The organism is Massilia niabensis (genome assembly GCF_042655085.1).
GTDB lineage: Bacteria > Pseudomonadota > Gammaproteobacteria > Burkholderiales > Burkholderiaceae_D > Telluria > Telluria niabensis.
Genome location: NZ_JBHSMU010000015.1, coordinates 842,668 through 864,026, shown reverse-complemented (window position 1 = coordinate 864,026; position 21,359 = coordinate 842,668). Strand labels below are relative to the sequence as shown.

Here is a 21,359-nt window from a genome sequence, read left to right as displayed (position 1 = left end):
CCGATGTCCCTGCTCACCACCGTAGCGCACATCACCCGAACAGCCCATGCAGGAACCAACGTGGATTGGCATCCTCGGCCGCGCCGACAATGCGCTCGCGGTAGACCCAGTACAGCGTATGATCCTGCCCTTCGGCGATGAAATAATCGCGTGTCTGCGTCTGGCTCCACCACCCCGCCTCGATCCGTTCCGGCGTCGAAGCCATCTTCAACGGTGACCCATAAAACGGCCGGTGGTTGCGCATCAGGAGGGCGATCGGTTTCGCCAGGATCCAGGTCGGGCGCGGCAAGCTTTGCACGTCCGGGGGCATCTGCGCCGCACGCACCGACTCACGCACTTTTTGGTGCACCGGCACCCAGGCGTTGGCGACCTCAGGCCGGTAATCGGCTTGCGGCAGCGCCTGCAGCACGTTGTCCGGGCCCAGGCGGGCGACCAGCAGCTCGAGCATGCGCACCCGGTCTTCCTCGCTGCCGCCGGGTTCGGGAAACAGCGATTCGCTCGGCGGCGCCATCGGCTGCAATTGCGCCGCGTCCAGCGCCAGGCCGATCACCGGCGCCTCGAGCACGAGTTTGGCCAGGCGCTCGCGCAGCAGGCGCACCAGGTGCTCGTCGCGCCAAGTCGGCTCGCCCAGCGCGATCTCGACCGCGGTGGGCGGGCGCGCCACCCTGCCCCGCTCGTGTTCGAGCAGGAGCGTGATGCGCTCCACTGCCAGCTGGCGCGCACACAGCCAGCCGGTCAGCTGCTGCACCAGCATCTGGGCGCCCATCAGGCATTTCTCGGCATTCTCGATGCGGTCGAACAGTTCGATCTTCGCGTGGAAGCTGGTCGGCGCCTCGATCCATTCGAAGAGTTCGGGCGCCATGCCATAGGCGGCATCGAGCATGTCGAGGAGCGCGCGCCCGCAGCGCCGCTGCAAACCGGGCCGCGGCAGGCGCCGCAGCGCGCCCAGGTCGGCACAGCCGATGCCCTCGAACCAGGTGGCAAAGGCGCGTGCCGGCGGCGGCAGCGTGCTGGGTAAACGGTCGAGCCGGCGCGTGAGCGAATCGATGGTAAGCACGCGCCCGGCGCGGCGCCGCGCCAGCATCCAGGTGCCGCGCGCGGTCGGCGCGCAGCTGAGAAAACCGGAAAACCCGAGCGCGCACAGGCTCGCGCGCACGCGCCGGCACAGGGCCCGGATGCCGCCGAACAGGCGCAGGCTGGCGCCGATGTCGATCAACAAGGTTGCTTCCTCGGCCTGCGCGACCTGCGGCGTGTACTGCAGCAGCGCCATCGCCACCGCATGCAGGGCCTCGGCCTCGCGCTCCGGCGAGCGCTCGACGATGCGTGCCTCGGGCATCAGCATCAACACCCCGCCGCGGCGCATGCCGAGCTGCACGCCGGCGGCGCGAGCCAAGGGCGACGCGGCCAGCACGCGCTCGTGCTCGAGCACGACGCAGCCCGTGTCAGTTGACCAGTTCGGGCTGAAGACCTCGAGCGGTAACTGGGGCAGGTACAGGCCGATCCACAGGCGCATGGCGTTGAAGTAAAGGAGGAGTGAGTGGCAGGAACAGCGGCGCATCGCGCTGCGGCCCCCGGCGTTTGACGAAACCGATGTCGAGCCCGCCGGAAGCAGGCCGCAGGGACAGGCGCAGCGGCGCCGGCGAGGAATCCTGGGCGCTGGCGAGCGGACGCATCATGAAGAACAGGGTCTCGCCGCATTGCGCCGCCAGGTGCAGGCGGCGCAGGCTCTCGCCACGCGCATGGCTGGCCCAGAACAGCAGCGCCCCGCAACTGCCGCTGCGCAGCACCTGCTCGGCCGCCCACAGCGCATCCGCCCCCCGCTCGGCCCGCAGCCAGATCAGCTGTGAAGGCGGCACGCCGAGGGCGGCCAGCGCCAGCGCCTGCGGCGGATGGGGCGGCTGCAGCAGCACGATCCGGCGCGAGGCGGCGGCCGCCAGCGCCGGACGCAGCAGGCGCATTTCTCCGATGCCGGGCTGCTGCAACAATAAATCGATGAGGGTCCCGGTGGGCCAGCCGCCGCCGGGCAACTGCTTCGACAGGACGGGATGCCCGCTGTCGACGCAGCGCGTGCCGGCATGCGCCAGCTGCGAGGCGCGCCATAGTGAAGGGTGCAAGTCTTCCGGCGCGGCAGTGTTATTTGAACAAGACATAAATGGGGCGCAATGCTAAGGCAATGCGAAAGTACTGGATGGATGTACAGTACTCGTTCGTTCAGCTTTTGGCAAGATGTAGATAGTTTGAAAACACGCCCTGAGACGGCCTGGCACAACTCTGCTTGCCTCATGGACAACATTCCTCGTACACTGAACCGCGACGCACGCTCGGAGGGGAAACCGACAAACTGGCATACCGCCATTATTAACGTTAGGGTAACTAACTTTCCATGTGGCGCATTGAATTCACGTCTTCAGAATTTCTCCCCACCCTTCCTGAGGAATGCCAGGGCAATCCCGGCGTGTATGGCTTCGAGCTCGCTTTTTGGCTCGCCAGGATGCTTGTCAAACAGGACATTGTCACGAGCTATCCACTCGGGGAAGACTGGGGCTGGTTGATCGAGTATGTGAGTCCAGCAGAGGCAGAATTGACTATCGGTTGTTCCAGCATGGCTGATGAAGGTGACGGGTATCGCGGGATGCCAATTCAGTGGTCCGTCTTCATTCGGCCTCATATCTCAATAAGACAACGGTTCAAAGGTGTGTCTCACAATGCTGAAGTTCGGCGCCTGGGAGATGCTATCGTTGCCACGCTCCTCGGCGCAGGCATAAAGATTACGTCAAGCGAAGCGGAAGTGGATTAAGTCCCGCTCCGGATCGTAAGCGAACGCTTCCGATAGGTCTGCTACCACCACCTGCCGGGCATCCCATCACTGGCGATACCCCTCGACCGTTCCAATGGCCATCCTGAGTACCCGGAGAATCACAATGCGCCCTGCCCTGCTCATCGCCGCCTGCGGCTTCCTCCTCCATGCGGCGGCATGGGGCAGCGAGCCGGCGTCGATCCCCCCGCCGCTCGACCGCCATGTACGCGAAGCGATGGCAAACGCCCAGGTCCAGGGTCTGGCCCTGGCGGTCATCGACGAGGGCAAAGTCGCTTATACGGCAAGCTGGGGGGTGCGTAATGCGGCCCGCCAGCCACTGACAACCGATACGGTCATGTATGGCGCTTCGCTGACCAAGATGGTGTTCGCCTATACGGTCATGCAATTGGTGGAAGAGCGCAAGCTGGGCCTTGACGGGTCCATTGCGCAGCATTTGCCGAAACCCCTGCCGGAATACGCGAACGAAGCCGGCTACGGTCCCTGGCAGCATCTGGCCGGCGACGAGCGGTGGCGCAAGCTGACCCCCAGGATACTGCTCACGCATTCGCCGGGCTTTGCCAATTTCGCTTTCGTCGAGCCCGACGGGAAGCTGCGCTTTCATTTCGATCCGGGTTCCCGCTATGCCTATTCCGGCGAGGGACTCATCCTGCTGCAATTCGTGCTCGAGCGGGCATTGGGAATGCAGGTTGGCGCCGAGATGCAGCGCCGGGTGTTCGAACGTTTCGGGATGAAAAACACCAGCATGACATGGCGGCCGGATTTTGCCGCCAACCTGGCGGACGGCTGGAATGCCGAGGGCAAGCCGGAGGCCCACGACGAGCGCAGCCGGGTGCGTGCCGCCGGCTCCATGGATACGACGATCAACGATATGGCCCTGTTCGCGGCGGGTTTCATGCGCGGCGAGGGCCTCCATCCAGCCTCGCGTGCCGAGATGCTGCGTGCGCAATTGCCGATCACGACAGCGACGCAATTCCCGACTTTCCAACCCGAGTTGCCGCCGGCGCGCCGGCATCCCGGCTTGGCCGCAGGCCTGGGCCTCATCACGTTTTCGGGTCCGCAGGGCGCAGGATTTTTCAAAGGCGGGCACAACGACACCACCGGGAACATGCTGGTCTGCCTCGAGAAAAAGCGCCGCTGCGTCGTCCTGCTCGCCAACGATGTCCGGGCCGAGGCGCTCTTTCCCGGCATCGTAAAACGCGTGCTGGGGGAAACCGGCATGCCGTGGACCTGGGAATACGGCGCCAACGCCGGTCTCGAAAAGTGAAATAATGACGCTTTATTCATTAGCCGCCTGACAATGACCGTTCTGTCTTCACCCTGCCCCGGAACTCCCGCATGACCACGATCCAGCTGGTCGGTGCCATCCTGTTCGCCTGCGCGCTCGTCCACACCTTCTCGGCCAAGGGTTTCGAGATCCTGGCGCACCGTTACCCCCGCCATTCCGGCCTGTTCCACCTGCTGGGCGAAGTCGAGGCCGTGTTCGGTTTCTGGGCCTTCATCCTGATCATCGCGATGGCCCTGATTTCCGGCACCGATGCGGCCGTCGACTACGCCGAATCGCGCCAGTTCACCGAACCCCTGTTCGTCTTCACGGTCATGGTGATTGCCGCCTCCAGGCCGATCCTCGATGCGGTGCGTTCACTGCTGGGCGCGATTGCCCGGCTGGCGCCGGTGCGCACCGAAGTGGCCCTGGCCTGGCTCGGCCTGGCCTTCGTGCCCTTGAGCGGCTCCCTGATCACCGAGCCGGCCGCGATGACGCTCGCCGCCCTGATGCTCGCGCCGCAGGTGTTCCGCCCCGGCATACCGGAACGGCTGAAGTACGGCGCGCTGGGCGTGCTGTTCGTGAACGTGTCGATCGGCGGCACCCTCACCTCGTACGCGGCGCCGCCGGTGCTGATGGTGGCCGGCACCTGGGGTTGGGACAGCGCCTACATGCTCACCCACTTCGGCTGGCGCGCCGCGCTGGCTGTCCTCATCAATGCGACGGTCGTCACCCTGCTGCTGCGTGCGCACCTGCGGCCTGCGGCGAGCGGCGAGACCAGCAGCCCTGTGCCGCTGAAGGTCTCGGTCATCCACCTGGCCTTCCTCGCCGCGGTGGTGCTGCTGGCCCACCACCCGGTGCTGTTCCTCGGCCTGTTCCTGCTGTTCCTCGGCTTCACCCAGGCTTACCATCGTCACCAGGACCCCTTGATCCTGAAGGAAGGACTGCTGGTCGGCTTTTTCCTCGCCGGCCTCGTGGTGCTGGGCGGAATGCAGCAATGGTGGCTGCAGCCGATCGTCTCCAGCCTGGGGCCGACCGCCCTGTTCTTCGGCGCGCTGGCCCTCACCGCGATCACCGACAATGCCGCCCTCACTTACCTCGGCTCCCTGATCGCGGGGCTGTCCGACCAGGCCAAGTACATGCTGGTCGCCGGCGCGGTTGCCGGCGGCGGACTGACCGTGATCGCCAATGCGCCGAACCCCGCCGGGGCCGCGCTGCTGCGGCGCGGCTTCAACGACGAATCGATCGGCACCCTGGGGCTCCTCGGCGGTGCACTGGGGCCGACGATCGTCGCGGCCATCCTATTTTTAATTTGAAGGAAGCGATATGGACGAGACCCTATTGATCGGCAAGATCGGCACCATCGAGCGCTGCTGCCGCCGCGCCCGCGAGGAATACGAGAAGGATCCGACGACTTTCGTCGGCGACCTCACGCGCCAGGATGCGGCCACCCTGAACGTGATCCGCGCTTGGGAAGCCGCGGTCGAGATGGGAGATTACGTGATCGCCGAAGCCGGCCTCGGCCAGCCGCAGGACGAACGCGAAGTCATCACCCTGCTGGCCGAGAACGGCTGGATCGAGGCCACGCTGGCCGAGGACCTGAAGCGTACCGGTGAATTCTGCCGCGCCGAATGGGACCACCAGGCCGCACCCCTGCCGGCGCTGGTGACGATCATCAAGCGCGGGCTGGACGATTTCGGGGCCTTCGGCCAGGCCCTGCTGGCCGGGGCAGCGACGCCGCCGGGCGGTTAAGTACTAGCGATTGAAGCGCAGGTCCGGCGCGGGCACCGTCGAAATACCTTGCGCCAAGGCGGCACGTTCTTGCGATGCCAGGGCTTGCCGGAAGCCGCCGCGCTCCCGAAGGCGCTCCCAATAGCGCGCCACCGCGAGCGTGAAGCGCGCGTCCAGGCCCAGGTGCACTGCCAGCAGGAGCGCGTAGCCGACCGAGATATCGGCAGCGGTGAAACGGTCCTGGGCCAGGAAGGCGTGCTGCTCAAGGCGCGGTTCCAGGGTGCGCAGCCGGGCCAGGAACCATTTTGTATAATCGTCCGCCACCTGGGGCGAGCGGCGCTCGCCGGTTTCGAAGTGGGTGTACCTCAGGATCAGCGTCTGCGGAAAGGTCAGCGTCGCTTCGCCGAAATGCAGGAAATTCAGGTAGGCCGGATAGTCGGTTTCGTGGGGCTCGACGTTCATGGACGACCCGGCGCGCGCGGCGAGATACTGGCAGATGGCGGCCGACTCGGTCATCCGGACTTCGCCGTCGACAATGGCAGGAACGGTCCCCAGCGGATTGATCGCCAAATACCCCTTGTCGAAGCCGCGCGGCGGAAACGGGAGCATGTTCAATTCGTAAGGCTCGCCCAGTTCTTCCAGCATCCACAAGGGACGGAAGGAGCGCGCGCTCATGCAATGGTAGAGGGTGATCATCAGGGTATTGTCTCTTTTCTCAACAGGTTCGCGCACGGGACATCGCGCGCAGGCAACCCGGAATCGCGTATAAATTAGCACATCAGCACTAACCACAACGACATGGAGACCACATGCAGCAGAGCCTGAGCTACGTCCATGGAGCGCACGACGTTCCCCTCATCGGTCAAACGATCGGTCCTTTCCTGTCAGGCATCGCGCAGCGTTTTGGCGATAACGAGGCGCTCGTCGTTCCGCACCAGGGCGTGCGCTGGACGTACAAGGAATTCGACGAGCGGGTCAGCCGGCTGGCGGTGGGGCTGCTCGCGCTGGGCTTGCGGCCGGGCGACCGGATCGGCATCTGGTCGCAGAATTGCGCGGAATGGGTGCTGGTGCAGTTCGCCACCGCGCGGGCCGGCCTGGTGATGGTCAATATTAACCCGGCCTACCGGCGTTCCGAACTCGAATACGTGCTCGACAAGGTCCAATGTGCCGCCCTGATCCTTGCACCCGCGTTCAAATCGAGCGATTACATCGCGATCCTGGAAGACGTGGTGCCGGAAATCCGCGACAGCGCGCCGTCCAGGCTGCAGTCGCCGCGCCTGCCGCACCTGAAGCACGTCATCCGGCTGGGCGCCGATAGGACGCCTGGCATGCTCAATTTCGATGACGTGTCCGTGCCGCCGGGCGACGTGCAATTGGCGCACCTTGCGGAGATCGAAGCGGCCCTGCAATTCGACGAGCCGGTGAACATCCAGTTCACCTCGGGCACCACCGGCGCGCCGAAAGGCGCCACCCTCACCCACCACAATATCCTGAACAACGGCTTTTTCGTCGGCGAAGCGATGAAGCTGACCAGCACGGATAAACTCTGTATTCCGGTTCCGCTCTACCACTGCTTCGGCATGGTGCTGGGTAACCTGGCCTGCGTGACGCACGGCGCCACCATGGTCTTCCCGGGCGAAAGTTTTGAACCCAAGGCGGTGCTCGAAACCGTGCAGGCCGAACGCTGTACCGGCCTGCATGGCGTGCCGACCATGTTCATCACCTTGCTCGACCACCCCGACTTCGGCAACTACGACCTGTCGACGCTGCGCACCGGGATCATGGCGGGCTCGCCCTGCCCGGCCGAGGTGATGAGCCGCGTGATCGGCAAGATGCATCTCGCCGAGATCACGATCGCCTATGGCATGACCGAAACCTCGCCGGTGAGTTTCCAGAGCTCGGTCGACGATCCGGTCCACCTGCGCGTGTCGACGATCGGGCGCGTCCACCCCCACCTGGAAGTCAAGATCGTGGATGCCGACGGAAAAATCGTCCCGCGCGGCGTCAAGGGCGAGCTGCTTACCCGCGGCTATTCGGTGATGCTCGGGTATTGGGGCGACGAAGAAAAAACGCGGGAAGCCATCGACGCCGCGCGCTGGATGCATACCGGCGACCTGGCCGTCATCGATGAGCAGGGATTTGCCGCGATCGTCGGGCGCGCCAAGGACATGGTGATTCGCGGCGGAGAAAACATCTATCCGCGCGAGATCGAGGAATTCCTGTACCGGCACCCGAAAGTACTCGACGTCCAGTGCGTCGGCGTGCCAGACCCGAAATATGGCGAAGAACTGTGCGCCTGCATCGTCCTGCGCCCGGGGATGGCCGCGAATGAAGACGAGATCCGCGAGTTCTGCAAAGGGCAGATTGCGCACTACAAGATTCCCCGCCATATCCGCTTCGTGACGGGCTTTCCGATGACGGTGACGGGAAAAATCCAGAAATACCTGCTGCGCCAGCAGGTCACGACGGAGCTCGGCCTGGCAGGGTGAGCGTGAGTACCCGGGCGCGTGCCCGACGTCAACGCATGCGCTTCAGATAAACAGCTTGTCGCGGGCGGTGGTGCTGATCGCCACCGTGGCCGGATGGCTCATGCGCCGCTCGGTCGTGATTGCATAGACCTCCTCGACAACGGAATGAACCTGGCCCAACGTGGCCACTTGGTATTGCTCGCACACCTGAGGCGCAATGACGGTGGGCGCGAAAAATACGCCCGCGCCCGACTGGCCAAACGCCTTCATCATGGCGCTGTCGTCGAATTCCCCAACGACATGCGGATGCACTTCGCTGTGTTCCAGCCATCGCAGCAGGCGCTGATGGATGGCAAAATCCTCTCCCGGCAACAGCAGCGGCGCGTTGTGCAGGCAGGCTGGGAAATCCTTGCCCAACTGTGCGGCCAGCGTCGCTGTGGCGAACGCCGTCATCGGGCTTTCGCCAAGCAGGTGATTGTAGGCGCGCACGCTGAAATGCGCGGGGATCGGCCGGTCGGCAATGACCAGGTCGAGCCGGTGCACGGCCAGGTCCGCGATCAGGCTATCGAGCCGGCCTTCCCTGCAAATCAGCTTGACGGGTTCGCGCAGCTTCAGGGCCGGTTCCACCAGCTTGCAGGCGATGAGCTTCGACACCGAATCGGCACAACCCACGCGAAACGACATCATGGTGGTAAAGGTCTTGTCGCGTACGAGTTCAAGCAATGCGTCCCCGGTATTGAAAATCTCTTCGGCGTAGCTCACGATCCGGCGCCCGGCGTCGGTCAGCTCGAGGTTACGCCCGGCGCGGCGAAACAGTTCCACCCCCAGGGTCCCGGCAAATTCGGTCAACTGCCCGGAGATCGATTGCGGGGTCAGGTGCAGTTGTGCAGCGGCTTTGGCAATGCTGCCGGTCTTCGCCACCATCCAGAAGTAGCGCAAGTGCTTGTAGTTGAGTGATGACATCACAGTCCTCGAATACATCGAAAAAATCGATTCCAGAGGCAATAATATTCGATTTGTACGATGTTTTCAGCACCCTTATAGTGGGGCCTCACCTCAACAGGAGAACTACCATGCGTATGACCATTCACACAAACGGCTTCGACATCACCACTGCCCTGCGCTCCTACATCGAGCAGCGCCTGGTCACTGCGCTGGGCTGGGCCCGGCACCACATGCGCAAGCTGGCCGTATCGCTTTCCGACATCAACGGTCCGCGCGGCGGCGTCGACAAGCGATGCAAGATCCAAGTCCGGCTCGCCGGCGGCCGCGACATCATCATCGACGACATCGATGCCGACCTGTATGCGGCGATCGACCGCGCCGCCGACCGTGCCGACCGCGCAGTGGTCAAGCAGGTCGAGCGCACGCGCCACTTCGCCCACACCCGCCTGCCGGGCCAGCTGGATGCACCCGATACCACTGGCGCCGACGCCGACGATCCGCAGGATCGACCGTCGGCCCCGCCCGTGCCGCGTTAATGACGACCAGGAGCCTTGAATGAACGGATTGGAAAGTATTGCAAGCGGCCCCATGTGGGCTGCGTTCGTCGGTTTTGTCCTGGTCATGCTGGCCCTCGACTTGTTCGTCTTCGGGGGCAACAAGGCGCATAAGGTCAGCGTCAAGGAAGCCGGCATCTGGTCCCTGGTCTGGGTCAGCCTGGCACTGCTGTTTAACGGCGGCCTGTGGTGGTACCTGAAGGGGACGGTCGGCTCGGAAATCGCCGACCAGAAGGCGCTGGAATTTTTCTCGGGCTACCTGATCGAGAAAGCCCTCTCGGTCGACAACGTATTCGTGTTCCTGCTCATCTTTACCGCCTTCCAGGTGCCCCAGCAATACCAGCGCCGCGTACTGATCTATGGCGTGCTGGGCGCCATCGTGATGCGGGCCGTCATGATCAGCGCAGGCGCATGGGTCGTGAGCGAATTCAGCTGGGTGCTGTACCTGTTCGGCGCATTCCTGCTCTACACCGGCATGCGCATGCTGGTGGCGGTCGACCAGGAACCGGATGTGGCGAACAATCCCGTGCTGCGTTTCGCGCGCAAGCATCTGAAGGTGGCCGATGGCGACCATGGGGAAAAATTCTTTGTCACCAAAGGCGGCGTGCGTTATGTGACGCCCCTGTTCCTGGTCCTGATCCTGATCGAGGTGACCGACCTGGTGTTCGCGGTGGACTCGATCCCGGCCATTTTCGCCATCACGACCGATCCGTTCATTGTGTTCACGTCGAACATGTTTGCCATTCTGGGCCTGCGTGCACTGTACTTCCTGCTCGTGGATGTGGCTGACCGCTTCCACCTGCTCAAGTATGGCCTGGCGATGGTGTTGACCTTCATCGGCACCAAGATGCTGATCATGCCGTGGTATCACGTGCCGATCCAGGCGTCGCTCACGATCGTGGCCGTGCTCATTGCGGGTAGCTGTATCGCCAGCCTGTTCATCACGCAAAAAAGCAGCGATAAGTAACAAGGGCAGTAAAAGCAGTACTCGCAGGGTGGACGGCGCAGTCGTCCACCCTACTCGGAACCCGACATCAGCATCCTTTGCACCAGCCGTGCCATCTCGTCGAGGCGATAAGGTTTTTGCAGCAGCGGCACGCGCCGGAAAATGTCGTCCTCGAGCCCGGCGTCGCCCGGATAGCCGGACGCGAACAGCACTTTCGCCTCCGGCAGGTATTCGGCGGCGGCCAGCGCCAGGTCCTGGCCGCGCAGGGCTCCGGGCATCAGGATGTCGGTGAACAGCAGGTCGATCGGCAGCTTCTGGCGGATCAGGCCGAGCGCGGTCTCGCCGTCTGCCGCCTCGAGCACGCACAGGCCCAGCTTGCGCAACACTTCGACGCTGGCCTCGCGTACCGCTGCCTCGTCCTCGACGACCAGCACGGTCCGGGCCGGCGCTGCGGTTTGGGCCGGGTCCTGCTTCTCCACCAGCGGGAAATACAGCGTCACGGAGGTCCCCGCGCCGCGCGTGCTGGAGAGCTCGATATGGCCGCCGCTCTGCTTCACGAAACCGAAGGCCAGGCTGAGCCCGACGCCGGAACGGCGGCTGCCTGCCTTGGTCGAGAAGAAGGGCTCGAACGCGCGGCGCTGCACTTCCTGCGTCATCCCGGCGCCGTTGTCGGTCAGGCGGATGCGCAGGCCAGGTCTTCCCTCCCCACCCTGGTCCGTGGTGCCGGGCAGCCGGGCCGGGCCGGCCTCGATCGACAGCAGGCCATCCGGCCCCATCGCCTCGGCGGCATTGCGCACGAGGTGCAGCATGGTGTTTCCGAATTCGACCTGGTCGAGCGACACCAGGGCATCCGCACCGTCGACGGACAGTTCCAGCGCGCGGCCGCCCAGGGCCTGGCGCAGCAGGTCTTCCATGCCGCGCAGCAGCGCGTCGATGCGCAGCACGGCAGGCTGCAGCCGCTGGCGCCTGGCGAACGCGAGCAACTGCGTCGCCAGCCCGGCGCCGCGGCGGATGCCGTCGTTCGCGGCGTCGAGCCGGCGCAGCGTCGGTTCGTGCGTCCGGTGCGCCACCCTGAGCAACTGCAGATGCCCGCCGATCAGTTGCAGGACGTCGTTGAAGTCCTGCGCGATGCCGCCCGTGAGCTGGCCAAGCGCTTCCATCTTCTGCGCTTCGTGCAGCGAGGCCTGGGCCGCGGCCAGTTCGCGCGTTCGCTGCAGCAGGACCGCCTGGCTGTCGTCGAGCGCGCGGCGCGCCTGGTCGCGCTCGACGGTGGTGCGGTAGGCGCGCGAGTGCGCCCGCGCCCGCGCCGCCAGTTCGATCCGGTCCGGCCACTTGACCAGGTAATCCATGGCCCCGGCCGCGAAGCCGTCGGCCTTGGTATGCGGGTTGTCGTTCGACGAGACCATGATGATCGGCACGTCCTTGATGCGCGGATGGCTTTTCAGCGCGCGGATCACCTCCAGCCCGTCGATCATCGGCATGTGCATGTCGACCAGAATGACGGTCGGCGCGCAGTCCTCTGCAACCTCGATTGCGCGCGCCGGGTCGTCCAGGTAATCGATGTGGATGCCGCGCTCGCCGGCCAGCATGCCTCGCACGAGGTCGGCGTTGAAGGGCTGGTCGTCGATCAGCAGCAGGCGGGCGTCAAAGCTGGCAAGGGTCTGGGTGGGCATGGAGGCGTCCGCTCAATCGGCCAGCCAGGCCGGCGGCGCCGCCAGGTCGGCGATGCTCAGCTGCAGCTGCAGCAGGTCGTAGGGTTTGGGCAGCAGCGTGATGGCGCTCCCCTCGGGCAGCGCGATACTGCCGCCCTCTCCCGAGGCCAGGATCACCTTCAGCGAAGGCCGCAGGGCCAGCGCGCGGGTCGCCAGTTCGATTCCCGACAGCCCGGGCAAATTCAGGTCGGTGAACAGGACATCGATCTCGCGCTCCTGCAACAGCGCCAGCGCCTGCTCGGCCGAGGCGCTGCCGCTTGCCGCGTGCCCCAGCGCCCCGAGCAGCTCGCAGGCCAGTTCGCGCGTATCGGCGTCGTCCTCGACCACGAGGATGGTGCGCCCATCCTGTCTATCCACGGTATCCCGGACCTCGGGCGCCTGCGCCTGCGCGAACGGCGCCGCGGCCGGCCGGACTGTGCCAGCGCCAACGTCGGTGCCCGCGCTGCCCAGGCACAGCAGGACGGCCTGCGCGAGCTGCGACCGGCTGTAAGGTTTCGGCAGCAGCTCGATGCCGGCCTGGAATCCGTCTGCAAATGCCCCGTCGCGCAGGTGTCCCGAGGTCAGCAGTATCCGGGTGGCCGGCGCGATGGCGCGGCACTGCCCCACCAGGGCGGCGCAATCGACCGCGCCCGGCATCGACAGGTCGGTAAACAGCAGGTCTACCGGCACGCCGTCCTGCAAAACCGCCAGCGCCTGCTGGCCGTCGCCGGCGCGCAGCACCCGGTAGCCCAGCCCCTCCAGGATCTCGGTGGTCGACGCGACCACGGCGGCATCGTCGTCGACGACGAGGATGGTTTCGCCCGCGCCGTGCACGCTGATCCCGGCGCTACTCCCGGCCTGCAGCGCGGCGCCATGCGAGCGCGGCAGGTAGATCCGGATCGTGGTCCCCTGGCCCGCGCGGCTCTCGATGCGGATTTCGCCGCCGCTCTGCTTGACGAAGCCGTACACCATGCTCATGCCCAGGCCCGTGCCCTTGCCCGGTGCCTTGGTCGTGTAGAAGGGGTCGAAGATCTTGGCCAGGACCTCGGGCGGCATGCCGCAGCCGCTATCGGTCATCGACAGGCAGACCTGCTCGCCCCCCGGCGCGCCGCCCGGGCGGGCGTTGGACAGGCCGATGCGCAGCCGGCCCTCGCCCCCCATCGCGTCGCGCGCGTTGATCGCCATGTTCAGGATGGCGTTCTCGAGCTGATTGCGGTCGACCTCGACGTTCCACAGGTCGGCCGCCCCTTCGAGCGCGATCTCGACCCGGTCGCCCAGCGCGCGCGCCAGCAGCGACTCCATCTCCGCGAGCAGGTCGCCGAGGTGGGTCGGCACCGGCTGCAGGGGCTGGCGGCGCGCGAAGGCGAGCAGCTGGGACGACAGCTTCGATCCGCGCTCGACGGCGGCAACCGCGCTGGCCAGGCGCGCGGCAAGCAGGCTGTTCACGCCGTCGAGCTCCATCAGTTGCAGGTTGCTCGAAATGATCTGCAGCACGTTGTTGAAATCGTGGGCGACGCCGCTGGCCAGCTGGCCGACCGCTTCCATCTTCTGGGCCTGGCGCAGCGCTTCCTCGACCTTGAAGCGTTCGGTTTCCTCGAGCACGACCTGGCGTTCCAGCGCACCGTTCAATTCGCGCAGCGCGATCTCGGCCTGGCGCAGGCTTTCCTCGGTGCGCTTGCGATCGGTGATGTCGAAGGCCACGCCGAGGTAGCGCTGCACCCCTTCCACGGTCGAGGCCACGGGCTGGCCGCGGCGCGCGATCCAGCGCCGCTCGCCGGTGTCGGCGCGGATGATGACGAACTCGGCATACGCGATCGGATTCGATTCGCTGCCAAGCCGCGATGGCCCCGCCAGGTGCGCGTAAGCGGGGTCGACCTGGCCCAGCAGCAGGTTGGCGTCGATTTTCACATCGGGCGCGAAGCCCCAGAGGCGACGGTAGGCCTCGGACACGATGACTTCGCCGGTCGCCGGATACCACTCGAAGGTGCCTATCTCGCCCGCTTCCTGGGCCACGCGCAGGCGTTCCTCGGTCAGCGCGTGGTCCGTGATGTCGACGCCTTCAATAAAGATGCCATAAATCTTTCCCGTCGCATCCTTCAGCGGCTGGAACACGAAATCGAGGATGCGGCGCTCGGTCACCGTGCCGTTGCCACTGTCGAGCCGCACGTCGAGGTCCTGGCCATGGAAAGGCTCGCCCGTCTCGCGTACCCGGTCGAGCACATCGATGTAACCCTGCTCGACGACTTCCGGCAGCGCCAGGCGCACCGGTTTGCCAACCACCTGGCGCTGCTGGACCAGCCTCAGGTAGGAGTCGTTGGCCAGCTCGAAGACGTGGTCGGGTCCGGTGACCACGGCCATGAAACTGGGCGCTTGGCGGAACAGCCCATTGAGGAAATCCATGTCCCCGGTCAGCTGGCGGTTGGCCTGTTCGAGCCGCACGCGCAAGGCGTCGAGGTCGGCGTTGACCCGCCGCAGGTGCTCTTCCTGGCAGGCGCGCTGGCGCTCGCCCTGGACGCGCGCCGTGGTTTCGATCACGGTGGTCAGCACGCCGCGTATCTGCGCGTCGCCGTCGACGACCGGTGTGTAATACAGGTCGAACCAGGCGCCTCCCGGCTCGCCATCGCGATCGAGCACGAGATGCTGGTCATGGAAAACCTGCTCCCGGCCGGCAAAGCAGGCGTCGTAGACGCTGACGTTGAAATCGCGCGTTTCAGGCCACGCGTCAAAAACGGACCGGCCGAACACGGCAGGATGACGCGCACCAGCAATGCCCGCGTAGGCATCGTTATAGATCAGTACGCGATCCTCGCCCCAGGCCAGCACCATCGCAACCGGCGAGCGCAACACCATATCCACCATGCTGCGCAACGCCTGCGGCCAGGTTCCCGTTGCGCCGAGCGACGTGTTGCTCCAGTCGTGGCTGCGAACCAGTGCGGCGGTCGCGCCACCACAGGCGGGCCAGACGATCGTGCTCATAGGTGCCTTATGTGGTGGTGAAGGGAGAAGGTCGCCGTGCAGGCGCCGACGGGGCGAAATCAAGGGCAACAGTGTACCGGAAACCGCATTTCAAGCGTGCACAACCGTGCTCGCACCGCAGCGGTCCGGACCGAGTGCCCCGCTTGTTATCGAACTGGTAGCATTTACCCTGATCCCGCTTCAGGGCCGAGGTTTTCGAAAGGAATATATAAAATGTTGAGAGTAAAAAACACGGATAACGGCCGAGTGGACAAACTCGGCGTTCTTGCCGCGCGCGTGGTCGAGGAGGCGCTGGCCTCGGGCCTGTCCTGGGACGAGGCGATCGTCGCCTTTGGTATCGCCAGCAAGGCCATTGCCGTCAATGCAGCTACCCAGGGAAATGGCACGCCGGAAGAATGTATCGCCCATGCGCAGGGGCGGCTGCAATTCGGCATGGAACACAGTTCGGAAGTGCTGAGGGCTTTGCTCAGCTGATTATCCCCCGGGTGCCGCCTTGTGGTTGAACTGGTATCATTCGCGTTTGTCCGGACCCCGGCCCCGACGCTGTCTGACAGCGCGCCGGTCCCTTACCTTACAGAACATCAAGAATGAGCACACCGACCCAACTGCCCTCTTTCTGGAGCCGGCTTTCCCTGGCCTTCGGCACCTTTTTCAAGACCGTCGGCGACGCCGAATTCGCCGCGCGCGTGCGCGATGACGAGGTGGGGCCCGTAGCGGCACCGCCCGCACCAGCCCCGGCGCCTACCCCGGCCCCGCCGCCCGTCCAGCTGCGCGTGGCGACGCCGGAAGCGGCCCTGCAACTGCTGACCCTGCTTCAGCGCGAAGCGCGCCTGATCGACTTCGCCCACGAGAACCTGGCCGCCTACGCCGACGCCGACATCGGCGCCGCCGCGCGCGTGGTCCACGAAGGCTGCGCCCGCGTGCTGAAGGAACACTTCACGATTCAACCCGTGCGCAGCGAAGCCGAAGGATCGCGCGTCACGCTCGATGAAGGCTTCGATGCGGCCAGCGTGCGCCTGACCGGCAACGTGGTCGGCAAAGCGCCGTTCAAGGGCACGCTCAGCCACCGCGGCTGGCGCGCCACCGAAGTACGGCTGCCGCAGCTGGCCAAGGAACATGACGCGACCGTGATCGCACCGGCGGAGGTGGAACTGTGAGCGCCCGTTACGCCATCGGCATCGACCTCGGCACCACCCACAGCGCGCTGTCGTACGTCGACCTGGAAGCGAGCGACGGCGAAACGACCGCGCACGGCGTGCTGCCGGTGCCGCAGCTGACCGCACCGGGCACCGTCGAATCGCTGCCGCTGCTGCCCTCCTTCCTCTACCTGCCGCATCCGGACGAACTGGCGCCGGGCGAACTGGCCCTGCCCTGGAATAATGAAAGTTCCGGCGACGGCGGTGGCGCAAGCGACACCGCCGTCGCCGGAGAAATGGCGCGCAGCCGTGGCGCCACCACGCCGATCCGCCTGGTGTCATCCGCCAAGAGCTGGCTGTGCCATCCGGGCGTGGACCGCCGCGCCGCCATCCTGCCATCGGACGCGCCGGAAGAAGTCACGCGCGTCTCGCCGCTGGAGGCGTCCACGCGCTATTTGCAGCACCTGCGCCGCGCCTGGGACAGCGCCCATCCGGAAGCACCGTTCGACCAGCAACAGGTGACGGTCACGATCCCTGCTTCGTTCGATCCGGGCGCGCGCGAACTGACGGCGGAAGCGGCAAGGAATGCCGGCTATACCTCTGCTAACCTGCTCGAAGAGCCGCAAGCGGCGCTCTACAGCTGGATCCAGGGCAGCGGCGGGGCCTGGCGCAAGCAGGTGAAAGCCGGCGACATCGTGCTCGTCGTGGACGTCGGCGGCGGCACCAGCGACTTTTCGCTGATTGCCATCCTCGAGCGTGACGGCAAGCTGGAACCGCACCGCGTCGCCGTGGGCGACCACATCCTGCTCGGCGGCGACAACATGGACCTGGCGCTGGCCCACCTGGTCGCGAGGAAGCTTGCCGCCAACGGCACCCAGCTCGACGCCTGGCAGATGCGCGCCCTCACCTACGGCTGCCGCGGCGCCAAGGAGCACCTGCTGGCCGACGCCAACGCCACCACCTGGCCGATCGTGGTGCCGAGCCGCGGCTCGAAACTCATCGGCGGATCGATCCGCACTGAACTGACGCGCGACGAAGTCACGACATTCATCACCGACGGCTTCTTCCCACGCGTGGAAGCTTCCGCGCGCCCGGCCACGCGCACCCGCGCCGGCCTCACGCAGCTCGGCCTGCCCTATGCGCACGATGCCGCCGTCACGCGCCACCTGGCCGCTTTCCTGGCGCGCCAGGCCGGGGCGACCGCGGAGCTGGAAGGGTTCGAGGGACGCGTCGCGCCTGAACACAGCTTCCTCCATCCGAGCGCGGTGCTGTTCAACGGCGGCGTCTTCAAGTCCGATATCCTCGCCCGGCGCGTGATGGACACCATCAACGACTGGCTGTACATGGAAGGCGCGGAAGGCGCGCGCATGCTCGAGGGCGCCGACCTCGACCTGGCCGTGGCACGCGGCGCGGCCTACTACAGCTATGCGCGGCGCGGCGGCGGCGTGCGCATCCGTGGCGGCACGGCGCGTTCCTACTATGTCGGCGTGGAGTCGTCGATGCCGGCGATTCCCGGCATGGAGCCGCCGATCCAGGCCTTGTGCGTCGCACCCTTCGGCATGGAAGAAGGCAGCGAGCTCGAACTGCCGGGCCAGGAATTGGGCCTGGTGGTGGGCGAGCCGGTGCACTTCCGCTTCTTCGGCTCGACCACGCGCCGCCAGGACAGCATCGGCGAAGTGCTCGACTTCTGGGGGCCGGACGAGCTGCAGGAACTGAACGAAATCCAGGCCACCCTACCGCTTGAGGGCCGTAATCCGGGTGACGTGGTGCAGGTGAAGCTGCACGCGCTCGCGACCGAAGCGGGCACGCTGGAACTGGCGGCGGTGGCGCAGGACGGCCAGCGCTGGAGAGTCGAATTCGACGTTCGCAACGCACCCGATCATTCGTGAAACCCTGGCTGGTCAGCATCGACCTCGGCACCACCAACACGGTGCTGGCCTATGCGCGGCCCGGTGTGGAACAGGTCGAGCTGTTTGCCATCGACCAGCTGGTCGCGCCCGGCGAAGTGGCCGGCCAGCCGCTGCTGCCCTCGAACCGCTACCACCCTGCCGAAGGGGAACTGGCGGCCGGTGAACTGCAGCTGCCCTGGCAGCAGGAAGACGTCGCCGGCGTCGAGCGCGTGGCCGTCGGGCGCCTTGCCCGCGTTCTGGGCGCCGCGACACCGGGCCGGCTGGTGGCGAGCGCCAAGAGCTGGCTGTCGCATCCCGGCGTCGACCGCATGGCGCCGATCCTGCCCTGGGGCGCCGAGCCCGACGTGCCGAAGGTCTCGCCCGTGGCGGCGAGCGCCAGCTATCTTGCGCACCTGCGCGCCAACTGGAACACCCGCTTTCCCCAGCAGCCGCTGGAGCACCAGGACCTCGTCCTCACCGTGCCGGCCTCGTTCGACGAAGGAGCGCGCGCCCTGACGCTCGAAGCGGCCAGGCTGGCCGGCCTGCCCCACCTGCACCTGCTGGAAGAACCGCAGGCCGCGCTCTACGACTGGCTGTACCGCCATCGCGACACCCTGCTCGAGGACCTGGCCGGCACGCGCCTGGTGCTGGTGCTCGATGTCGGCGGCGGCACAACCGACTTCAGCCTGGTGAAGGTCGAATTGGAGGATGGCGAACCCAAGCTGACCCGCATCGGGGTCGGCAACCACCTGATCCTCGGCGGCGACAACATGGACCTGGCGCTGGCGCACCTGGTCGAAGGGCGCATGGCCGAGGGCGCAGGCGAAAACGTGCAGCGCCTGAACGCTTCCCGCCTGGCGCAGCTGACCGAGCGCTGCCGGGCGGCCAAGGAACAGCTGCTGGCGAGCGATGCGCCGCAACAGGTGACGGTCACCCTGCTCGGCGCCGGTTCGCGCCTGATCGGCGGCAGCCGCAAGGCCGAGCTGCGGCGCGACGACATCGAACGCATCGTGCTGGACGGCTTTTTTCCGCTGAACGAGGCGCAGGAAGGAGCGAAGCGCGCGCGCGCCGGCATCGTCGAATTCGGCCTGCCGTATGCGAGCGATGCGGCCATCACGCGCCACCTGGCGAGCTTCCTGCGCCAGCACGCAGCTGCCGCGCGCGAAGCGCTTGGCCTGCCGGAAGACGACGATACCTTGCCGATACCCGACACGCTGCTGCTCAACGGCGGCGTGTTCCGCAGCGCGGCGCTGTCAAGCCGCGTGGCCGCGACGCTGGCGCGCTGGCGCGGGCAGCCGCTGCGCATGCTCCATAACGACAATCCGGACGTGGCGGTCGCGCGCGGCGGCGTGGCGTATTCGCTGGCGCGCCAGGGCCAGGCGCCAGGCATCGAAAGCGGCGCGGCGCGCAGTTACTACCTGTTGCTCGAGGGCGAACGCGGTGTGTCCAGCCCCGCCGGCACCCTGCGCGCGGTCTGCCTGCTGCCGCGCGGGACCCCGGCCGCCGTCGAAGTGCGCCTGCTCCAGCGCAGCTTCGCCCTGCGCCTCGGGCGGCCGGTGCGCTTCCACCTCGTCTCGACGATTGCCGACAGCGGCCACGCGCCGCAGCCGGGCGAACTGGTCGACCTGCCGCCGGCGGACGTCGTACGGCTGCCGCCGATCGCCACCGTGCTGCGCGCGGCGCCGGGCGCTGCCGCCCGCAGCGACATTCCGGTGCAACTCGTGACGCTGCTGAGCGAAGTCGGCGCGCTGGAAGTGCATTGCGTTGCCGAAGACGGCAGCGGGCGCTGGCAGCTGGCATTCGAGCTGCGCGAGGCGGAAGGCTCGGAAGGGGCCGATGCAACGGAACCGGGCGCTGCGCTGGCGCCGCAGCTCGACGCCGCCATCGAAAAGATCGACCGCATCTTCGGCACCCGCTCGAAAGGCGTCGACCCGAAGGAAGTGCGCCAGTTGCGCGCAAGCCTCGAACACCTGCTGGGCGCGCGCGAGCGCTGGGCTACGCCGCTGTTGCGGCGCCTGTTCGACGCGCTCATGGAGCGCGCCAAAGGGAGGCGCCGCTCCGCCGAACACGAACGTGCGTGGCTGAACCTGGCCGGGTATTGCCTGCGTCCGGGCTTCGGCGACCCGCTCGACGGCTGGCGCATCGAGCAACTCTGGGCGATGTTCGAGAGCGGGGTCCAGTACCACAAGGACACGCAGGTGCGCGCAGAATGGTGGACGCTGTGGCGCCGCGTGGCCGGCGGCCTCGACACAGGGTCGCAACTGCGCCTGCTCGACGACTTCGCCTTCAACCTGCAGGCCGACGCGTCCGAACGCGGCAAGCGGCCCATCACCCTGGTCGACGGCAGCGAGGACGACATGCTGCGCCTCGGGGCGTCGCTCGAGCGCATCCCATCGGCCTACAAGGCGGAAATCGGCAACTGGATGATGGAGCAAATCGAGGCGATGCCATCCGGCGCCGCCAGGCTCGATGCGAAGACCGCGGCCGCCTACACGCGCTACCTGTGGGCGCTGGGCCGCGTCGGCGCGCGCCAGTCCTTCCACAGCAGCGCGCACGAGGTGGCGCCCGTCGCAGCGGCCGAGGCCTGGCTGGGCAAGCTGTTGCTGCTGGACTGGAAGAAGGTCGAGCCGGCCGGTTTTGCGGCCAGCCAGATCGCCCGCATGACGGGCGACCGCTCGCGCGACATCGGCGAAGCCGTGCGCGAGCAAGTCCTGCGCCGCCTGGCCGCCGCCGGCGCCCCCGCTACCTGGTCCACGATGGTGCACGAGGTGGTGGAACTCGACCAGGCCAGCGAAACGCGCATGCTGGGCGAAGCGCTGCCGCCGGGGTTGAAGCTGCTGCGCTGAGGTGGCCGTCCATGTGACCGTAGGGTGGTCGGCTCTACCGGGCTGCCGGCCTATACGCGGCGTGGACGCCGCCCACGCGTTCAACTATCCGGTGAACT

At 66.4% G+C, this 21,359-nt stretch carries 17 protein-coding genes; 11 read left to right on the top strand and 6 right to left on the bottom strand.

Annotated elements, in window-relative coordinates; all coding sequences use genetic code 11:
• Window positions 1–31 precede the first annotated feature (31 nt).
• Window positions 32–1,513 carry a Y-family DNA polymerase gene (locus tag ACFPN5_RS18300; RefSeq protein ID WP_379785212.1) on the bottom strand — a complete coding sequence of 494 codons (1,482 nt, stop codon included), beginning with the start codon at window positions 1,511–1,513 and terminating at the stop codon, window positions 32–34.
• Window positions 1,443–2,150, bottom strand: a complete 708-nt coding sequence (gene imuA, locus ACFPN5_RS18295; protein ID WP_379785211.1) for a translesion DNA synthesis-associated protein ImuA — start codon at window positions 2,148–2,150, stop codon at window positions 1,443–1,445. Before imuA ends, ACFPN5_RS18300 begins: the two co-directional genes overlap by 71 nt.
• Before the next feature lie 233 nt (window positions 2,151–2,383).
• On the opposite strand from imuA, the gene ACFPN5_RS18290 reads away from it, so the two are divergent.
• From ACFPN5_RS18290 to hepT, 4 genes are all read left to right on the top strand, one after another.
• Window positions 2,384–2,797 carry a hypothetical protein gene (locus ACFPN5_RS18290; RefSeq protein ID WP_379785210.1) on the top strand — a complete coding sequence of 138 codons (414 nt, stop codon included), beginning with the start codon at window positions 2,384–2,386 and terminating at the stop codon, window positions 2,795–2,797.
• A 94-nt stretch (window positions 2,798–2,891) separates the two neighbouring features.
• Window positions 2,892–4,082, top strand: a complete 1,191-nt coding sequence (locus ACFPN5_RS18285) for a serine hydrolase domain-containing protein (protein ID WP_379785209.1) — start codon at window positions 2,892–2,894, stop codon at window positions 4,080–4,082.
• A 71-nt stretch (window positions 4,083–4,153) separates the two neighbouring features.
• Window positions 4,154–5,395 (top strand): putative Na+/H+ antiporter, encoded by a 1,242-nt coding sequence (locus ACFPN5_RS18280; protein ID WP_379785208.1) that lies wholly within the window; start codon window positions 4,154–4,156, stop codon window positions 5,393–5,395.
• Window positions 5,396–5,405: 10 nt separating this feature from the next.
• On the top strand, window positions 5,406–5,831 hold the full coding sequence (hepT, locus tag ACFPN5_RS18275; protein ID WP_379785207.1) for a type VII toxin-antitoxin system HepT family RNase toxin: 426 nt from the start codon (window positions 5,406–5,408) through the stop codon (window positions 5,829–5,831).
• Between the two features lie 3 nt (window positions 5,832–5,834).
• Here hepT and ACFPN5_RS18270 read toward each other — a convergent pair whose 3' ends face one another.
• Window positions 5,835–6,506, bottom strand: a complete 672-nt coding sequence (locus ACFPN5_RS18270; protein ID WP_379785206.1) for a glutathione S-transferase family protein — start codon at window positions 6,504–6,506, stop codon at window positions 5,835–5,837.
• Window positions 6,507–6,619: 113 nt separating this feature from the next.
• Here ACFPN5_RS18270 and ACFPN5_RS18265 point away from each other — a divergent pair, with 113 nt between their 5' ends.
• Window positions 6,620–8,299: an AMP-binding protein gene (locus tag ACFPN5_RS18265; protein WP_379785205.1), complete on the top strand. Its 1,680-nt coding sequence runs from the start codon at window positions 6,620–6,622 to the stop codon at window positions 8,297–8,299.
• A gap of 42 nt (window positions 8,300–8,341) precedes the next feature.
• On the opposite strand, the gene nhaR is transcribed toward ACFPN5_RS18265, so the two are convergent.
• Window positions 8,342–9,241 carry a transcriptional activator NhaR gene (gene nhaR / locus ACFPN5_RS18260; RefSeq protein WP_379785741.1) on the bottom strand — a complete coding sequence of 300 codons (900 nt, stop codon included), beginning with the start codon at window positions 9,239–9,241 and terminating at the stop codon, window positions 8,342–8,344.
• A 110-nt stretch (window positions 9,242–9,351) separates the two neighbouring features.
• Between nhaR and ACFPN5_RS18255 the strand changes: the two genes are divergently transcribed.
• Window positions 9,352–9,759 (top strand): HPF/RaiA family ribosome-associated protein, encoded by a 408-nt coding sequence (locus ACFPN5_RS18255; RefSeq protein ID WP_379785204.1) that lies wholly within the window; start codon window positions 9,352–9,354, stop codon window positions 9,757–9,759.
• 19 nt (window positions 9,760–9,778) lie between these two features.
• Window positions 9,779–10,744 carry a TerC family protein gene (locus tag ACFPN5_RS18250; protein WP_379785203.1) on the top strand — a complete coding sequence of 322 codons (966 nt, stop codon included), beginning with the start codon at window positions 9,779–9,781 and terminating at the stop codon, window positions 10,742–10,744.
• Window positions 10,745–10,794: 50 nt separating this feature from the next.
• Here ACFPN5_RS18250 and ACFPN5_RS18245 read toward each other — a convergent pair whose 3' ends face one another.
• Both ACFPN5_RS18245 and ACFPN5_RS18240 read right to left on the bottom strand, forming a co-directional pair.
• Entirely contained in the window at window positions 10,795–12,396 is a 1,602-nt protein-coding gene (locus tag ACFPN5_RS18245) for a response regulator (protein WP_379785202.1), read from the bottom strand.
• Between the two features lie 12 nt (window positions 12,397–12,408).
• Window positions 12,409–15,390, bottom strand: a complete 2,982-nt coding sequence (locus ACFPN5_RS18240) for a response regulator (RefSeq protein ID WP_379785200.1) — start codon at window positions 15,388–15,390, stop codon at window positions 12,409–12,411.
• 246 nt (window positions 15,391–15,636) lie between these two features.
• Here ACFPN5_RS18240 and ACFPN5_RS18235 point away from each other — a divergent pair, with 246 nt between their 5' ends.
• The 4 genes from ACFPN5_RS18235 (at window position 15,637) to ACFPN5_RS18220 (ending at window position 21,261) form a co-directional block, all read left to right on the top strand.
• Window positions 15,637–15,864: a hypothetical protein gene (locus ACFPN5_RS18235; protein ID WP_379785199.1), complete on the top strand. Its 228-nt coding sequence runs from the start codon at window positions 15,637–15,639 to the stop codon at window positions 15,862–15,864.
• Window positions 15,865–15,977: 113 nt separating this feature from the next.
• Complete coding sequence (locus tag ACFPN5_RS18230) at window positions 15,978–16,547, top strand: DUF2760 domain-containing protein (RefSeq protein WP_379785198.1); 570 nt, start codon at window positions 15,978–15,980, stop codon at window positions 16,545–16,547.
• Window positions 16,544–18,415, top strand: coding sequence for an Hsp70 family protein (locus tag ACFPN5_RS18225; protein WP_379785197.1), 1,872 nt, complete (start codon window positions 16,544–16,546; stop codon window positions 18,413–18,415). Before ACFPN5_RS18230 ends, ACFPN5_RS18225 begins: the two co-directional genes overlap by 4 nt.
• The gene (locus ACFPN5_RS18220) at window positions 18,412–21,261 is read left to right on the top strand and encodes an Hsp70 family protein (protein ID WP_379785196.1); all 2,850 of its coding nucleotides are present in this window, start codon (window positions 18,412–18,414) and stop codon (window positions 21,259–21,261) included. The genes ACFPN5_RS18225 and ACFPN5_RS18220 overlap by 4 nt, the downstream gene beginning before the upstream one ends.
• Window positions 21,262–21,359: the final 98 nt, after the last annotated feature.

Coding starts and splice junctions, on each gene's coding strand:
- ACFPN5_RS18300 (WP_379785212.1), bottom strand. CDS start 1,513: ATGCGCCTGTGGATCGGCCTGTACCTGCCCCAGTTACCGCTCGAGGTC.
- imuA (WP_379785211.1), bottom strand. CDS start 2,150: ATGTCTTGTTCAAATAACACTGCCGCGCCGGAAGACTTGCACCCTTCA.
- ACFPN5_RS18290 (WP_379785210.1), top strand. CDS start 2,384: ATGTGGCGCATTGAATTCACGTCTTCAGAATTTCTCCCCACCCTTCCT.
- ACFPN5_RS18285 (WP_379785209.1), top strand. CDS start 2,892: ATGGCCATCCTGAGTACCCGGAGAATCACAATGCGCCCTGCCCTGCTC.
- ACFPN5_RS18280 (WP_379785208.1), top strand. CDS start 4,154: ATGACCACGATCCAGCTGGTCGGTGCCATCCTGTTCGCCTGCGCGCTC.
- hepT (WP_379785207.1), top strand. CDS start 5,406: ATGGACGAGACCCTATTGATCGGCAAGATCGGCACCATCGAGCGCTGC.
- ACFPN5_RS18270 (WP_379785206.1), bottom strand. CDS start 6,506: ATGATCACCCTCTACCATTGCATGAGCGCGCGCTCCTTCCGTCCCTTG.
- ACFPN5_RS18265 (WP_379785205.1), top strand. CDS start 6,620: ATGCAGCAGAGCCTGAGCTACGTCCATGGAGCGCACGACGTTCCCCTC.
- nhaR (WP_379785741.1), bottom strand. CDS start 9,241: ATGTCATCACTCAACTACAAGCACTTGCGCTACTTCTGGATGGTGGCG.
- ACFPN5_RS18255 (WP_379785204.1), top strand. CDS start 9,352: ATGCGTATGACCATTCACACAAACGGCTTCGACATCACCACTGCCCTG.
- ACFPN5_RS18250 (WP_379785203.1), top strand. CDS start 9,779: ATGAACGGATTGGAAAGTATTGCAAGCGGCCCCATGTGGGCTGCGTTC.
- ACFPN5_RS18245 (WP_379785202.1), bottom strand. CDS start 12,396: ATGCCCACCCAGACCCTTGCCAGCTTTGACGCCCGCCTGCTGCTGATC.
- ACFPN5_RS18240 (WP_379785200.1), bottom strand. CDS start 15,390: ATGAGCACGATCGTCTGGCCCGCCTGTGGTGGCGCGACCGCCGCACTG.
- ACFPN5_RS18230 (WP_379785198.1), top strand. CDS start 15,978: ATGAGCACACCGACCCAACTGCCCTCTTTCTGGAGCCGGCTTTCCCTG.